The organism is Cupriavidus sp. 05N39, from assembly GCF_056397325.1.
This window is the reverse complement of sequence record NZ_JBFTNE010000015.1, coordinates 68,878-84,601: the sequence shown is the minus strand read 5'-3', so window position 1 is coordinate 84,601 and position 15,724 is coordinate 68,878. Positions and strand designations below refer to the sequence as shown.

11 protein-coding genes are annotated in these 15,724 nt (G+C 61.1%); 7 read left to right on the top strand and 4 right to left on the bottom strand.

Annotated features, from left to right (window positions below):
* Positions 1–13: 13 nt before the first annotated feature.
* Positions 14–2,290: a TonB-dependent hemoglobin/transferrin/lactoferrin family receptor gene (locus tag AC1DN0_RS10100; protein ID WP_441634332.1), complete on the bottom strand. Its 2,277-nt coding sequence runs from the start codon at positions 2,288–2,290 to the stop codon at positions 14–16.
* On the opposite strand from AC1DN0_RS10100, the gene AC1DN0_RS10095 reads away from it, so the two are divergent.
* The 7 genes from AC1DN0_RS10095 to AC1DN0_RS10065 all read left to right on the top strand — a co-directional run bounded on the left by AC1DN0_RS10095 (position 2,289) and on the right by AC1DN0_RS10065 (position 10,165).
* The gene (locus tag AC1DN0_RS10095; protein ID WP_441634330.1) at positions 2,289–2,420 is read left to right on the top strand and encodes a hypothetical protein; all 132 of its coding nucleotides are present in this window, start codon (positions 2,289–2,291) and stop codon (positions 2,418–2,420) included. The two genes, AC1DN0_RS10100 and AC1DN0_RS10095, sit on opposite strands and share 2 nt — an antisense overlap.
* Before the next feature lie 446 nt (positions 2,421–2,866).
* Complete coding sequence (locus tag AC1DN0_RS10090) at positions 2,867–4,141, top strand: beta-barrel domain-containing protein (protein ID WP_441634329.1); 1,275 nt, start codon at positions 2,867–2,869, stop codon at positions 4,139–4,141.
* 120 nt (positions 4,142–4,261) lie between these two features.
* A complete protein-coding gene (locus AC1DN0_RS10085) occupies positions 4,262–4,501 on the top strand; it encodes a hypothetical protein (RefSeq protein ID WP_441634327.1) in 240 nt (79 codons plus the stop codon).
* Positions 4,502–4,609: 108 nt separating this feature from the next.
* The gene (locus AC1DN0_RS10080; protein WP_441634325.1) at positions 4,610–5,632 is read left to right on the top strand and encodes a radical SAM protein; all 1,023 of its coding nucleotides are present in this window, start codon (positions 4,610–4,612) and stop codon (positions 5,630–5,632) included.
* On the top strand, positions 5,629–6,573 hold the full coding sequence (locus AC1DN0_RS10075) for a cupin domain-containing protein (RefSeq protein ID WP_441634323.1): 945 nt from the start codon (positions 5,629–5,631) through the stop codon (positions 6,571–6,573). Before AC1DN0_RS10080 ends, AC1DN0_RS10075 begins: the two co-directional genes overlap by 4 nt.
* Positions 6,573–8,090 (top strand): S41 family peptidase, encoded by a 1,518-nt coding sequence (locus AC1DN0_RS10070; RefSeq protein WP_441634321.1) that lies wholly within the window; start codon positions 6,573–6,575, stop codon positions 8,088–8,090. The genes AC1DN0_RS10075 and AC1DN0_RS10070 overlap by 1 nt, the downstream gene beginning before the upstream one ends.
* Positions 8,087–10,165, top strand: coding sequence for a peptidase domain-containing ABC transporter (locus AC1DN0_RS10065; RefSeq protein ID WP_477145687.1), 2,079 nt, complete (start codon positions 8,087–8,089; stop codon positions 10,163–10,165). Before AC1DN0_RS10070 ends, AC1DN0_RS10065 begins: the two co-directional genes overlap by 4 nt.
* A 178-nt stretch (positions 10,166–10,343) precedes the next feature.
* Here the strand turns inward: AC1DN0_RS10065 and AC1DN0_RS10060 are convergent, their stop codons facing one another.
* From AC1DN0_RS10060 to AC1DN0_RS10050, 3 genes are all read right to left on the bottom strand, one after another.
* Positions 10,344–13,547, bottom strand: a complete 3,204-nt coding sequence (locus AC1DN0_RS10060; RefSeq protein ID WP_441634317.1) for an efflux RND transporter permease subunit — start codon at positions 13,545–13,547, stop codon at positions 10,344–10,346.
* A gap of 18 nt (positions 13,548–13,565) precedes the next feature.
* On the bottom strand, positions 13,566–14,801 hold the full coding sequence (locus AC1DN0_RS10055; protein WP_477103010.1) for an efflux RND transporter periplasmic adaptor subunit: 1,236 nt from the start codon (positions 14,799–14,801) through the stop codon (positions 13,566–13,568).
* A gap of 195 nt (positions 14,802–14,996) precedes the next feature.
* On the bottom strand, positions 14,997–15,626 hold the full coding sequence (locus AC1DN0_RS10050; protein ID WP_441634313.1) for an MOSC domain-containing protein: 630 nt from the start codon (positions 15,624–15,626) through the stop codon (positions 14,997–14,999).
* Between the last annotated feature and the right edge of the window lie 98 nt (positions 15,627–15,724).

The window sequence follows — 15,724 nt, the reverse complement described above, 5'->3', positions numbered from 1 at the left end:
GAATCGCCTCAGGTCAGAACGACAGCTTCACGCTGGCGGCGAAGGTACGCCCGGGCTGCGTATAGAAATCCAGGCCCGGCTCGCTGGCGGCCACGCTGCCCTGGCGCACATCGCCCCACAGCCAGTATTTCTTGTCGAACACGTTGTTCACCGACAGCACCAGGCTGGCGTAGCGGTTGAAGCGCCACCAGCCCTGCAGATCGACCACACCATAGCCGCCCGGCTTGAAGTAGGTGAAGGACGTGTCGTCGGTGCGCGTCACCGGGCGCGCTCCACGCCAGCGCAGGCTAGCGCCCTGGCCCTGGCTGTCGCTGCCGCGTTCCCAGGTCAGTGCGGCGCTGGCGCGCAGCGGCGAGACGCTGTTGAGCGGCTGGCCGGTCTGTTCGTTGTTGCCGTGCGCATAGGCCACGGCGCTGTCGACGCGCCACTGCGGCAGGAAGCGGTAGCTGCCGCGCCACTCGGCGCCGTAGATGCGCACGCTGCTCTGGTTGCGGTACTGGTACGTGGCTCGCAGGCCGGCGAGACAGGCGGGGTCGGACGGGCAGTTCAGCGCCACCTGTTCGATAAAGTCCTTGTAGCGGTTGTCGAATACCGCGACGCTGGACTGCACGCGCTCGTCGGTGTAGCGCGCACCGATCTCGAAGGAGCGGCTCTTCTCCGGATTCAGATCGCCATTGGGCGCGGCGCCGTAGCCCTGGATGGTGTTGCGGAAGCTGCCGTTGATTTCCTGGTAGTTCGGCGCGCGGTAGCCGAAAACGTACTGGGCCCACACATTGATGCGGTCGGTGGCTTGCCACAGCGCGGACAGCTTGGGCGAGACCGCCCAATCGCTCTTGCTGATGGCGGGCTTGGCGGCGACGCTGTTGTAGAGCTTGTCTTCGTCCGGCCCGAGCGCGTAATGGTCGAAGCGCAGGCCGGGCGTGAGCGTGAAGCGGCCGCCGGCGAACTGCAGTTCATCCTGCACGAAGATGCCGGTCTGGCGGGTCTCGCCCTTGGGGAAATCGTGGATCGGGAAGTTGTCGCCGGCCAGCGATTTCGACACCACGCCGGTGGTGCGGTTGTAGGCGGTGCCATCGCGCATCTCGCTGGTCTGCGTGCGCAGGAAATCCACGCCGGTGATCAGCCGGTGGCCTACGAAGCCCGTGTTGAACGACTTGTCGGCCTGCAGGTTGAAGCCGGTCTGCTGCTGTCGGAAGCCGAACAGCAGGTTCACGTCGCACAGGCTGCTGCCCGCCGTGGAGCCTGAGCAACCGGAGCTGGTCCTGCTGCGCACCTGGTTGGTCACGGTGTTGGACTCGCTCTCCTGATAGAACACGGTGGCGCCGAGGCGGTCGATCACGTGGCTGCCCGGCTTCCACTCGTAGTCCAGGCTGACGCGGTTGCGCGACAGGTCCTCGGTGCCGCTGGCGGCGGTCACGCGCGGCAGCGCGGTGGACAGGCGCAGGATATCGGTAAAGGTGTCGCTGTCACGATGCTCGTAGGTCAGCCTGAAGCGGTGGCCGGCGGCAGGATCGAGCACGATCTTGCCGAGCCAGGCGTTGGTCTCGCTGTTCTGCGGATTGGGCTTGGTGCGGCCGGTCGAGGTGGAACCGTTGCCGCCCATGTTTTCCACCTCGTGCCCCTTGCGGTGCGCATACATGAACAAGCCCTTGATGGTCTCGTTGCCGCCCGCCACGCCGGCGGTCTGGCCGAAACCGCGGTCGATGCCGTTCCACGACAGGCCCGCCTCGCCGCCCACCGCGCGGCCGCGCATCAGGTCCTCGGGATCCTTGGTGACGTACGAGACCACGCCGCCGATGGCGTCCGAGCCGTACAGGCTGGAGGCCGGCCCGCGCAGCACCTCGACCCGCTTGAGGAAGGAGAACTCGGGCGCGTCCCGGGTGGCGCTGGACAGGTTGGAGGGGCCGCCGCCGTTGTAATAGTCCGGCAGGCGCACGCCGTCGACCATCAGCAGCACGCGGTTAGCCTCGATGCCGCGGATATTGATGCTGCCGGCGCCAAAGCGGCGCCGGTCGCGCGGTACGTCGATATCGGGTTCGTCGGCAAACAGGCCGGTCTCGTCGACCGGCTGGGCGCGCTCGATGCGGCTGCCCTCGATGACGGTGATGGTGGAAGCGACGGCATCGGCGCGTTCCTCGGTGCGGGTGGCGGTGACCACCACCTCGCCCAGCGGGCGGACCGGATCGACGGCCGGTTCAGCGGCCAGCGCCGGACCACCGAGGGTGGCGCAGATGGCGATGGGCGTGACTCGTACGGAGGCGCGCAAGCGCGCCAGACAGCGGCGTTTCATGGATTTTCCCCAAAAGAAAACGAAACGCTGGCTGGCGGACACCGGGTCAGAACGGCTGGCTGGCGTAGTGTTGGCGCAGGTGCAAAGCGAGCCTGATCAACTTGAGAATGCGAATTATTCTCAACTTTGAGCAAGAAGTAAAGCCCCCCTTCCTGGGAGAGGGCGCATGGTGCCGACGAACGGTAGCAACTCGCTGGGAGCCACTGTCCGCCAACACCCATTCCTCAGCCACCGCAGCCGCCCGCTACCCTCGCTACAGCCGGGTCCAATTGACGGAGCGAGGCGTAGCTCATCCTCATTTTTTGCCGTTACAGCGCGAGGCGGGTTCATCGGCGCGAGTCAGAAAAATCGCCAGTAACTTTGGGAAATTTCTGCTGGCTGGTGACTATTTGCTTTTCTACAAATAAGGGCACTACCCAGCAATCTTGTCGTCTGGATGCTCGCAATAGCGGATGGGCGCCTCCGTGGGCTCTAGCGTTTGTTGCGCGCGAAGGTGCTCAACACGAGCATTGGCCCGATTTTTCCACGATTCTCGGGGCAGTCCACTTGTGTCGTCACAACAAAAAGGAGGGCTCTATGAACGAGAAGGCTCGACGAAGTATTTTTCGGCGAGAGGTATTGCAAAGGCACGACCAACAGGAACACGGGCCGATTCTCTTGGCGCAGTCAAGCCATAGTTGGCTGCTTGTTGGGCTGGCTGCCGCGATGTCTCTGGCGATTTTGCTGTACCTATTCTTTGGTAGCTACAGGCCTCGTACTGCTGCTACCGGCGTCCTAGTTCCTGAGGGGGGTGCGATTAGAATCCTTGCCCCCACCGGCGGCATTGTTTCTGAGCGTCACGTTCGCGAGGGGGAAATTGTGAAACAAGGTGCCGTTCTCTTTGTTCTTGCCGATGAACGAAGGCATGTCGGACAGCAGGAAAATACGAAGATCTCCGAATTACGTACGGCTTCGCTCAGTGAGCGCCGGGCAAGCCTGATGCGGCAGCGCGAAGCTGCGCACGAACTTGGTGTGACGGCGGAGCGTGGACTCCGCGCACAGTCTGAGAACGTCATGGACGAGCTGCGGCACAACAAGCAGGAACTGGACCTCCACGCGAAACGATTGACCGCATCAGAGTTATCTATCGAGAAACACAGAACACTGGCGAAATCGAACTACATATCTCAGGTGGCATTGCAGGAGAAGGAAGATCAGGCAGCCGCTCTTCAAGCGCAATTTCTCTCGATGCAGCGAACGCGCTCCCAGCTTTCAAGAACCCTCGCAACATTGAAAAGTGAGCTGGACCAGGTCTCTCTCAAGACGGCAGCTCAGATTGCTGAAATTAGTCGGGATCTGGCGATGCTCTCTCAGGAGACCACTGACGTGCAATCCCGCGACGTCTTCGCTATCACGGCACCGATGACGGGCAGGGCCACAGCCATTAATGCAGAACCTGGAGAGACCGTCTCCACGCAAACGCTTGCGGTGATTATCCCGGAAGGCGTGCCATTGGTAGCGCACTTGTTCGCGACCTCAAAAGCTTTCGGATTCGTACAAGTCGGCCAGTCAGTCCGATTGCGGTATCAACCCTATCCCTATCAAAGATTCGGACTGCAACGTGGCACTGTCGTTGAGGTTGCCAGCAGTCCCCTGCAGTCTGAAGAGGTCGCGGCGATGTCGGGGCTACCTGACAAGGAGGCCATGTATCGCATCATCGTCAGGCTTGACAGTCAAAGCATCCAAGCCCATGGGCGGCAGATTGATCTGTTGCCAGGAACCCTGCTCGACGCGGACATTGAACAAGAGAAGCGGCGCCTTATTGACTGGGTTCTTGCCCCAGTCGCGAGTGTAAGCAGCAGATATCTGTAGTTATCAATGGACAGTGGATTTGTCCGCTGTTTCCGCGGGCTCTAATCCGCATAACGGAGCGTCCTGCTCCGCAGGCGAACTCGTCCCGCCCTAGAACGGACGGTCATGGAAGGAAAACCAATGAATAAGTCGACCACGTTACCCATGGCGATTGAAAACATGCAATTCGATGAGTTCGGCCGCTACGAAGTGACCGAACTCATTATAGATGAGGAGCTCGATCTTGTAAGCGGAGGCTTTACCATCGGACAAATAAACATTGGCTATTGCCCACCTAAATCCAATGCCGGCTATTGCCAAGAACGACCTCCTCCTCAACCCAACAAAAAATGTGGAGAGGACGGCGATGAAGAGGGTTAAACAGAGCCACTAGCCGCAGACTTCGAGTGTCGGTCTCCGACCGACTTTTTTAACGCTCTGGCCGTCGGCTGTATAAATGGATGAGTCAGATTAAAGTTGCAGGACATTATGTTTCAGACCAACAATCAGTTGCTCTGGTCGACCCTCGACCCTAGATGCCTTGAACTCACACTTATGCCGACGGAACAGTGCAACTTTCGTTGCACCTACTGTTATGAGGATTTCTCCATCGGGAAGATGAGTCCCAGGGTGCAGGCAGCCTTGAAGCGATTCATGATCAATCGTATGGAAGGCCTCAAATACCTCAGTTTTCAATGGTTTGGCGGTGAGCCGCTGGCTGCCAAGAACATTGTTTATGAACTCAGTGCGTTCGCCCAAAAGCTGTGTCTGGACCACGGTGTGGGATTTGGCGGTGCTTTGACAACCAATGGCTATCTGCTGGACATGCAGACGGTTCAAAAGCTGTTCGGCTTGGGGCAGAGGGGTTATCAAATTTCCCTGGATGGCATGGGAGATGCACACGACAGAACCAGAAAGCTGACCTCCGGCACGGGTACATTTGATCGGATCTGGACCAACCTGAAGAGGCTCCGGGATAGCGAGCTGGGCGTATCGGTACTGCTTCGGGTGCACCTGACACCAGAGAACGCACAATCCGTGAAAGCGCTTGCGGTAATGTTGCGCGAAGAATTCCTCCACGACCCGCGGTTCTCCGTGCTGCTCAAGCCCATTGAAAATCTGGGTGGCCCTAACAGCGCGAGCATCGCGGCGTTGAACAAAGCGGAGCGGGCCAAGCTACTGGGTGAAATGCGAAGCCTGTTGTACCGCGACATGCCTTCCGCCGAGCCGTCTAAGACAACGGTCGGGGAGGTCTGTTACGCGAGCCGGCCGAATTCGTTCGTGATTCGCGCGGACGGCCGTGTACAGAAGTGTACGGTCGCACTGTCCGAGGCGCACAACACGGTTGGAAATCTGACCGACGATGGCAGCATTCGGCTCGACAGGCCACTCATGGGCCAATGGATGCGAGGCTATGAAACCGGTGATTCTCGCGACTTGCGTTGTCCCGCAGAACGTTTTCCCCAGCGCAACAACCATGAAAAGTTCATTCCTGTCGCACTGATTTCATGAAAAAGCACATCAATTTCAATATTGCCAAAGAGGAATTTATTTCCGACTTTGCTGATCGCAAGATGTACGTCGTACGAGCCGCGGTTGCGCCTTCGCTCTTGAGTTGGTCTGACCTCAACGCAGCGCTCTATTACATCGATCCCGTGCCACCCCATGTCCGGGTGCATCACAATGGCCTGGTCTCCGAGTCACGCTATGTGGAAGACTGTTCGATCGGAGGTCTTGCGGGGAAACGGCTCAACACCAGTGTGGTTCAAGGCTTGCTGTCCAGCGGCGCGACGATCGTACTCAATCGTATTGACGCCCGCCTTGAGCGAGTCCGACATCTGTGTGCGGAGGTCGGCGAATTTTCGAACGCCGAGACGCTGGCGAATGGTTACCTGGCCTTTTCCGGACGGGGCAGTTTCGGGCCCCATTGGGATACACACGACGTCATGGCCATCCAACTCATAGGCCGTAAACGGTGGAAGGTATATAAGCCAACTTTTCCATTGCCACTCCCGGGTCAAACCAGCAAGGAACACAAGGCCGATTGTCCAGCTGAACCCGTCTTCGACGGAATCCTGGAGGCGGGCGACCTGCTCTATCTTCCCCGAGGCTGGTGGCACGATGCCATACCTATTGGCGAGACGTTCCACGTTGCGATCGGCATGTACACGGCAAACGTGTTGCACTTTGTTTCGTGGCTTTGCCAACATGCCCTTCGCGAACACGAAGAACTGCGAAGAACCTTAAAACCTGGATGCGATGTGACTCAAGGGATTGCGGCGGCCGGCAAAGTCATTGAGAGACTGGTGAATGATCCCAGGCAACTTGCCCTTTTCATGGAGAAACTGAACAAGGCGAGAGTCACGCCCCATCAACCCTTCTCTCTTGAGTCTCTGGTGAGCTCAGCATCTATGAAGGAGCGGGAATCCGCCACAGTGAAAGGAGTTTGTTAGTGGTCCGCCCGCTTGTGATTCTGCTGTCGTCCTTTTTTTGGATCTTGTCGTGTCACGCGGACACGGCGACGAATCTTGGTGCCAAAGAGAAGGAACACTCGTCCACGGACATCAACTGGAGCAAGAGCGCCATTCAAGACATCACGCGCGCGCACGAAATCATCCGGGAGGCACATCCCGGCGTTCTGGACCCGACGGATCACGGCTTTCAACAGTGGTTTAAGCAAGGGTACGACGAAGCGACGGCGCTCGCCCTCCGTGCGAATTCCGAGGGCAAGGCGTTGGCGGCGCTACGCTTCTACATCGCGGGCTATAGGGATGGACATCTGGTCGTATGGAAGGAAGGCCAAGTTGGTGAGTCCCCTCGCTGGGCGGGATGGATCGTGCAGCGCCGCAATGGCAAGTACCGCGTTGCGGCGCGGGCCTCGGACTGGCCCGTCGACGTGCCCCAAATAGGCGATGAACTGCTTTCCTGCGACGGCCAGCGCATTGACGATTTGCTGGTGGAAAAAGTCGCTCCGTTCGTGGATAGACGCGTGGACCTGGAGGGCTCGCTGTCTCGTCTTGCGCTGCATCTGACCAGTGAGCCGCACTACGAAACGCTGTGGGAACCTTTGCGGTTGAAACACTGCGAGGTTCGATCCCCCTCAGGGAAAATTCGCCAGTTCTTGCTGAAGTCGCAGCTCTTCACGGAGGAGTTTCAAGCGATGACCAGGCCAGCGATGCCACGCCAAGGTATCAAGCAACCACGGCAGGGCATCCACTGGATTCATGCTACGGATTTCACCTTGTCGAGTAGCAAAGACATTGCATCGTTCGAAAGACTGTTGAACAGGGTCCGGGCTCTGGGAGAAGCCGATGCTGTGGTGCTTGACATTCGAGGCAATAACGGCGGAAAAACTTTGGTGGGCTACCGAATCCTATCGGCGCTATTCAAGGATGCCGTAGGGCGGAAACCCTCATCTGAACAAGTAGAGTCCAAGGCGTACTGGCGCGTTTCTGCGACCGCCCGCGAAGCGCTTGAGGCATACAAGACTGCGTTCAGCCAGGCGGAAGGCCCGGCAAGCCTGACTTACAGACTCCTGGACACTCTCCTGTCCCGCATGAATGAAGCCGCATCACTCGGCCAGGCGTTCGTCGAGCAAATGGATGTACCGCTCGATGAACTGACTGAGCATGGCAGTCCCTTTGATGGCAAGCTTGTGCTGGTCACAGGCCCGAACTGTGCGAGCGCTTGCCTGGACTTTGTGGAGATGGTGTTAAGCATTCCCGGAGCGGTTCACGTTGGGAGCGTGACCAGCGCGGATACGCGGTATTCGGACATAGCGCACGTATCGCTTCCAAGCACGGCGAAGATGTGGGTTCCACTCAAGGTTTGGAAGAACCGTAAACGCGCAGACAATGAACCTTATGTGCCGAAGTTCACCTTCGACGGCGATCTCAACGATACGGCGGCTGTTCAGGCATGGGTGATTGATCGCGTGTTGCCATCCATCACAAAAATTTCAACCAAGTGAATACCTATCTGCAAACTACTGCAGCAGAGTGCGGGCTAGCCTGCCTGGGCTACATAGCGGCTCACCACAAGCATGAGTTCTCGATGAGCGAACTTCGAGCTCGATTTTCTGTTTCCATCCGTGGCACGTATCTGCGCGATCTGATTCGATTGGGAGGTCTTTTGGGGCTAGGCGCAAGACCGGTTCGCCTTGAACTCGACGGACTTTCAAGGCTCTCTCTGCCATGCATACTTCACTGGGATCTCACGCATTTCGTGGTCCTGATGAGGGTCTCTGGCAACAGGATCACGGTACATGACCCAGCGCGCGGAGAGCGCTCAATGGCCCAGGCAGAGGCTAGTCAGCACTTCACCGGAGTGGCATTGGAAATGTGGCCCACCACGGCCTTTCAACAAATTAAGCCGAAGCCGCCGATAAACTGGCGAGACCTGATGGGCCCTATCTTGGGTCTTAGGCGTAGTCTGTCGCAGCTCTTTATACTGGCAGCAGCATTACAAGTACTGGCTTTGGTACTACCTCTTTTCACTCAATGGCTTATCGACGGCCCCGTTGTCTCTGGAGATACTGAACTGATATGGGTAGTCATCACGGGCTTCGTGATGGTAACGCTAATGCGGGTCGTGCTCGAATGGACACGTGGCTGGCTCGGAATCATTGCTATGCACCAACTCGGCATTCAATGGGCGTCGCGTGTGGTTGGGCATTTGCTTCGATTACCGACGAAATGGTTCGAGGTTCGACACACGGGAGACGTACTCTCGCGCTTTCAGTCCGCACAAAGCATCCAGCAAACCGTGACTGGAAAATTCGTCGACATACTACTGGATGGCCTGTTCGGTACTGTGACTGCCATAGTGATGGCGATCTATAGTCCAACGTTGGCAGCCGTCGTCGTAGCCACGATTGCAGGCTATGCCGCGATCCGTCTATTAGCCCACGACGCGTTTCACCGGGTTAGCGATGAGGCAATGACACATGAGGCGGTTGCGCAAACCCATTTCCTGGAGAGTTTGCGAGCCAYGCAGGCCATAAAAATTGCTGGTCTGGAAGAGCAAAGAGCCTCCCGCTGGTCAAATCTCGTTGTTCGAGCAGTCAATAAGCGAATGCAGGCAAACAGGATGACATTGAGCTTCGGAGCGAGTTACGGATTGTTGTTTGGTATGGAAACTGTCACTGTGCTTGGCGCGGGTGCTTACATGACCATTCAAGGCGGACTAACCGTGGGAATGTTGATGGCCTTTATAACCTATAAGGACGAGTTCTCGTCGAGGATGCAGAGATTTATCGACAATATGATGTCGGTAAGAATGCTTCGCTTGCACGTGGAGCGACTGTCTGACATCGTAATGGCCGAACCCGAGAAGACGACTGGTGCAATGCCTGAGCGATTCGATACTGATGGCTGGCTGGTCCCCGATATTTATCTCGATAGTGTGAGCTTTCGCTACGCCGAGGGTGCCGATTGGGTTCTAAGGAATATCACTCTCACCATTCGATCTGGTGAGCACGTGGTGATCATTGGCCCGACTGGATGCGGGAAGACGACGCTGGCCAAAATCATTCTTGGCCTTCTGGAGCCGACGGAGGGCACCGTGCGCGTGGGAGGCCATCCACTTTCTCACGTCGGGCTTGCAAACTGGCGGCGCCACGTAGGTGCGGTGATGCAGGACGATCAGCTGTTCTCAGCGAGCTTGAAGGAAAACATCGCGGGGTTTGACGACGAGATCGACATGGATCGCGTCCAAGCTGCAGCTGAATCTGCGGCCATACATGATGAAATTCTTGCGATGCCAATGGGATACCATACGCTCAACGGCGACATGGGCAATACCCTATCTGGCGGCCAGCGGCAGCGACTCCTTTTGGCACGCGCGCTGTATCGCCAGCCACGCGTCCTTGTCCTGGACGAGGCCACTAGTCATTTGGACGTGGCGCGAGAACGGCAAGTCAATGACGCGATTTGCAACTTGCCGGTAACGCGCATCACCATTGCACATCGCCCAGAAACGATTGCCATGGCCGAGCGAGTTATTGATATCACGCGGCTGGAATCGACCGCCATCGCCACTGACTAGTGGCCCTTAACACAGCCGAAGGTCACTGTCTTGGTGAAGCAAAGCTTCGCGGCGGACGCCGAGCTTTACTCTCTCTCTCGGGTTCGTGGTCGATCTTGCATACCGCACCGCCGCTGGGCGGCGGATGCGCACGAAATCCCTTGGCCCCGCGACGGCGGGGCCAAGGAGAAAGGAAGGCTCAGCGCTGCGGCGCCACTTCCCCGCCCACCAGGGCCGGCAACCGATTACCCTCCGCATCGATCTGCAGCGGGCCGGTGCCCGAGAAGCGATCCAGCGCGAGGTAGATCACCGGCGTGATGAACAGCGTGATCACCTGCGAGAACAGCAGGCCGCCCACCACCGCCAAACCCAGCGGCTGGCGCAGTTCGGCGCCGGCGCCCAGGCCCAGAGCCAGCGGCAGGGCGCCCATGATGGCCGCCAGGGTGGTCATCATGATCGGGCGGAAGCGCAGCAGGCAGGCCTGCCGGATCGCGCGCGCCGGGGCCATGCCCTGTTCGCGCTGCGCCGCCAGCGCGAAGTCGATCATCATGATGGCGTTCTTCTTGACGATGCCGATCAGCATCAGCACGCCGATGGTGGCGATCAGCGACAACTCCACGTTGAAGATGAACAGCGTGAGCAGCGCGCCCACCGCCGCCGACGGCAGGCCTGCCAGGATGGTCAGCGGATGGATGTAGCTTTCATACAGCACGCCCAGCAACGTGTAGATCACCGCGATGGCCGCCACCAGCAGCAGCACCTGGGTCGCCTGCGAGGACTGGAACACCGCAGCGTCGCCGCCCCAGCTCGTGAAGATCGCGGTGGGCATGGCGATCTCCTGCTTGTAGGCATCGATCCTGGACGAGGCATTGCCCAGCGCCGCGCCCGGCGCAAGGTTGAACGACACCGTCACGGAGGGCAACTGGCCCTGGTGGTTCACGGCGATCGGCCCGACCCGGCGCTCGGTGGTGGCGAAGGCCGAGATCGGCACCATCTGCCCGGTCTTGCTGCGCACGTAGATCTTGGAGAAGGCGGTCTCGTCGGCACGGTCGATATCGGCCGCCTGCAGGATCACGTAGTAGTTGTCGATCGGCGTGTAGATGGTGGAAACCTGGCGCTCGCCAAAGGCGGAATACAGCGCCTGGCGCACGTCCTGGATCTGCACGCCCAGCGCGTTGGCCTTGTCGCGGTCGATGGAGAGCTGCGCTTCCAGGCCCGACTGCTGCGAATCGCTGGTGACGTCGCGGAACAGCGGGTCGGCGCGCATCTTGCCCATCAGCTTGTCGGAGTACTCCTGCAGCTGGCCGGCCTTCACGCTCTGCAGCGTGTACTGGTAGCGGCTCTTGCTCTGGCGCCCGCCCAGGCGCAGGTTCTGCACCGGCGAGAAGTAAACCGCCAGCCCGGCGATCCCGGAGACATCCTTGCGCAGCGACTCCACTACCTTTGCCATCTTGGGCCGCTCGCCGAGCGGCTTGAGCTCGACGAACATGCGGCCGGTGTTGATGGCGGGGGAGGGCCCGCCGCCGATCGACACCACGATGCTGCGCACCGCGGGGTTCTTGCGCATGCGCTCCGCGGCATCGCGCAGGCGGTCGGCCATGGCGTCGAAGGAGATGTCCTGCGGGCCTTCGGCGTTGACCTGGATCTGGCCGATGTCTTCTTCCGGGAAAAAGCCCTTCGGAATGGTCGCGAACAGCACGGCCGTCAGCACGAAGGTCAGGCCGGCCACCGCCAGCACCGACTTGCGGTGCGCCAGGCACCAGTCGAGCCCGCGCGCGTAGCGGTGCAGCGTGAATTCGAACAGGTTTTCGAACCACTGGGTGGAGCGCAGGCCGATGGTCTGCTTCTGCTTGATGGCTGGCGCATGGGCCGCGCCGGCATGGTCGCCATAGGCGTGCTGGGACTCGTCGATCGGCACGTTCTCGGCCGACAGGAAGCGCGCGCACAGCATCGGGATCAGCGTCAGCGACACCAGCGCCGAGACCAGGATCGACAGCGACACCACGGCGGCGAATTCATGGAACAACAAGCCGATCACGCCCGGCATGAAGAAGATGGGGATGAACACCGCGACCAGCGAGATCGAGATCGACAGGATGGTGAAGCCCATCTCGCGCGAGCCGACCAGCGCGGCCTTGAGCGGAGGCACGCCTTCCTCGATGTGCCGCACGATGTTTTCCAGCATCACGATGGCATCGTCCACCACCAGGCCCACGGCGAGCGTGATGGCCAACAGCGAGACGTTGTCCAGGCTGTAGCCGAAGGCCTTCATCAGCGCCACCGTGCCGATCAGCGAGATCGGCAGCGACACGGTGGGGATCAGCGTGGCGGCGGCGCGCCGCAGGAACAGGAAGATCACCATCACCACCAGCCCCACGGTGAGGGCCAGCGTGAACTGCACATCGTGGATGGACTCGCGGATCGATTGCGAGCGGTCGTTGACCACGCTCACGTTGACCGAGTCCGGCATCTGCTGGATCAGGCGCGGCAGCGCGTTCTTGATGGCGTCCACCACCGCCACCGTATTGGCGTCGGGCTGGCGCAGCACGGCCAGCACGATCGAGCGTTCGTTGTTGAGCCAGCTGCCGGTCTTGATGGTTTCGACGCTGTCTTCCACGTCCGCCACGTCGGACAGCCGCACCAGCGCCCCGCTGGGCTGGCTGGCCACGATGATGTTGCGGAAGGCATCGGCGCTGGCGAGCTGGCGGTTGGCCTGGATGGTCAGCGTCTGGCGCGCGCCGTCCAGCGTGCCGACTGGCGTGTTGGCGTTGGCGCGGTTCAGCGCCGTGGCCAGTTCGTCCAGCGTGAGGCCGCGCGCGGCGAGGGCATCCGGGTGGGCACGCACGCGCACCGCAAAGCGCTTCTGGCCAAACACCTGCACCTGCGCCACACCCGGCAGGGTAGCCAGGCTGGGCGAGATCAGGTTGTCGCCGAAGGCATTCAGCTCGGCCAGGCTCATGGCCGGCGAGTTGATCGCCAGCAGCAGCACCGGCGCATCGGCAGGGTTGACCTTGCGGTACGACGGCGGCACCGTCATCTCGATGGGCAGCGCGCGCTGCGCGCGGAACAGCGCCGCCTGCACGTCCACGGCCGCGGCATCGATGTCGCGGTCGTTGTTGAACTCGATGGTGATGCTGGAGTTGCCGAGCGTGTTGGACGAACTGATCACCGACACGCCGGGGATGGTGGCGAACTGCTTTTCCAACTGGGTCGCCACCGAGGCCGCCATGGTCTCGGGGCTGGCCCCTGGCAGCGTGGCGGTGACCTGGATCACCGGCGAATTGAATGACGGCAGCGCCGCGATCGGGATGGTGGGATAGAGCGCGATACCGGTGACGATCACTGCCAGGCATAGCAGGATCGTCATCACCGGACGGCGGATACAGAGCTCGGACAGGGTCATGATGTCAGCGCCCCGGGCTCAATGCCTGGCGTCGGCGGCCGCCGCGCTGGCGGCACCTGCCTTGGCGGCTGGCGTGGCTTCCCGCACCAGGCTGCCGGCACGCAGGTTCTGCGCGCCTTCGACCACCACGCGCGTGCCTGGCGCCACGCCTTCGATCACGGCGGCGCTGGCGGTCGAGACCTGCACCTTGACCGGCATCGGCTTGACGCGGCTGTCTGGCTGCACGGCGTAGACGAAGCGCCCCTCGGGTCCGGTCACCACCGCCTGCGGCGGCACGGAGAGCGCATCCTTCAGCGTCTGCACCACCGCCTCCACGTTGGCGTAGGTGCCCGGCCACAAGCGCTGCAATTCATTATCGAACTGCGCCTTGATGCGGATGCTGCCGTACTGCGGGTCCACCGTGTTGTCGACAAAGCTGATCTTGCCGGTCACCGGGACCTTGCTGCCGTCGTTGGGCAGGGCGGTGACAGCGACGGGGCCGGCGTGCAGCGCCTCGCGCAGCGCGGCGAGCTGGCGCTCGGGCAAGGTAAAGGTGACGGCAATAGGCTGTACCTGGGCGATGGTGACCATCGGCAGAGCGCTGTTGGGCATCACCAGCGAGCCGGGGAACATGTTGATCACGCCGGTGCGCCCGCCGATGGTGGCGCGGATGGCGCCGTAGCTGACCGCCACGCGACTGGCCTCGATGGCGGCCTGGTCGGCGCGGATGGTGGCCTCGAAGCCGTCGACCTTGGCCTGTGCGGTATCCACCGCGCTCTTGGAGATGAAGTTGCGCTCCAGCAGTTCCTTGCTGCGCGCCAGCGTGCGGCGCGCATCGGACAAGTCGGCCTGGTCACGCATCAGCTGGGCCTGCGCCTTGGCGAGGTTGGCCTCGTCCATGCGGGTATCCAGCGTGAAGAGCAGGTCGCCAGGCTTGACGGTCTGGCCTTCCTTGATATGGACAGTGCGCACCGTGCTCGACACCTGCGGGCGGATTTCCACCGTGGCGAGCGCGCTCACCGTGCCGTTGGCCGTGACCCGCAGCGGCACGTCGCCCTGCTGCACCAGGGCGGTGCTGACCACCACCACGGGGGGCGCCTTGGCCGCCGGCTTGGGCGCCATCCAGGCGCGCCAGCCGAACCATCCACCTATGGTCAGCGCGATCAGGACCGCGCCGGTCATCCATGGTGAAACACGTCCTTTCCCGGTACCCATGGCCGGACTCCACTTGCCGTCGACAAAGCCCTTGGCCTGGTCGATCCCGTTCGTTTTCATGTGTGGACTCTCTTACAGTGCGCGCACGAATGCGCCCGCTCCCCGGCGGCCCGGCTTCTGGGGTCCGGTGCCGCGCCGCGACAAAACTGCTACTAGTACAGGATCAGGGGCTTCGACCGCTAGTGCCCCTGCCATCCATGCCATTACAAAGTATTACAGGGATGGATGCCTGCTTGTATCGAGAGTCAAACATTATCAGAAAAGCTGGCTCTGGCGGCCATTGCGTTGCCTGGCATTGATGCTGGCAATCGATACTTCGCGCGGTCCCGGCTCGATGCGTACCGCTTCGCCCGCCCGGAGCTGGCCCGGCGTCACCACGCTGAGATAGATGCCCGAATAGCCGCTTTGCACCATGTGCTGGACCGCGTGCCGGTAGCCCATCACCGCATTCAATTTGTAGCAGGGCCGGCGCGGGGACTCCACTTCGAGCAGCACATCGCCGATCCGCAGGTGGTCCCCCACCCACAAATCGGTCTCCAGCACGCCTTCCAGGGTCAGGTTCTCGCCCATGGCACCGTAGGCGAGCGGCCTGGCGGCGTCGGGGAGGTGAGCTTCCCGGCGCCGCTCGTTCCACCAGGCGAAGTGCTCGGCGGGGTAGGCATAGACCGCTTTATCCAGCCCGCCATGCACGCTCAGGTCGGCCTGTTCGTCACCCGCCAGCCCGAGCGGGCGCACCGCGACCGCGAGCGGATGGAGCAGGGTACTGAGCGGGTGCTTGCGGATGCCCGACATCACGACCGCCTCGGTACCCGCCGCCGCCACGAAGAGCGGCAGGGCCCTGCCGACATTGATGGCGAGCAGGCGCATGCCGTTGGGTGTGCTCATGACGTCTCCCCTGGTCGTTTTTCTCCCATCTTAGCGCGGCGAGTCTGGGGAGGGCGGCGCCAGGCGGATGCCCCGTGTGCGGCGCCGCACGGCCAGGC

Bases quoted from the DNA above. Each gene is read 5' to 3' on its own strand.
- AC1DN0_RS10075 (WP_441634323.1), top strand. From the start codon at position 5,629: ATGAAAAAGCACATCAATTTCAATATTGCCAAAGAGGAATTTATTTCC.
- AC1DN0_RS10095 (WP_441634330.1), top strand. From the start codon at position 2,289: ATGGATTTTCCCCAAAAGAAAACGAAACGCTGGCTGGCGGACACCGGG.
- AC1DN0_RS10100 (WP_441634332.1), bottom strand. From the start codon at position 2,290: ATGAAACGCCGCTGTCTGGCGCGCTTGCGCGCCTCCGTACGAGTCACG.
- AC1DN0_RS10050 (WP_441634313.1), bottom strand. From the start codon at position 15,626: ATGAGCACACCCAACGGCATGCGCCTGCTCGCCATCAATGTCGGCAGG.
- AC1DN0_RS10090 (WP_441634329.1), top strand. From the start codon at position 2,867: ATGAACGAGAAGGCTCGACGAAGTATTTTTCGGCGAGAGGTATTGCAA.
- AC1DN0_RS10055 (WP_477103010.1), bottom strand. From the start codon at position 14,801: ATGAAAACGAACGGGATCGACCAGGCCAAGGGCTTTGTCGACGGCAAG.
- AC1DN0_RS10085 (WP_441634327.1), top strand. From the start codon at position 4,262: ATGAATAAGTCGACCACGTTACCCATGGCGATTGAAAACATGCAATTC.
- AC1DN0_RS10060 (WP_441634317.1), bottom strand. From the start codon at position 13,547: ATGACCCTGTCCGAGCTCTGTATCCGCCGTCCGGTGATGACGATCCTG.
- AC1DN0_RS10080 (WP_441634325.1), top strand. From the start codon at position 4,610: ATGTTTCAGACCAACAATCAGTTGCTCTGGTCGACCCTCGACCCTAGA.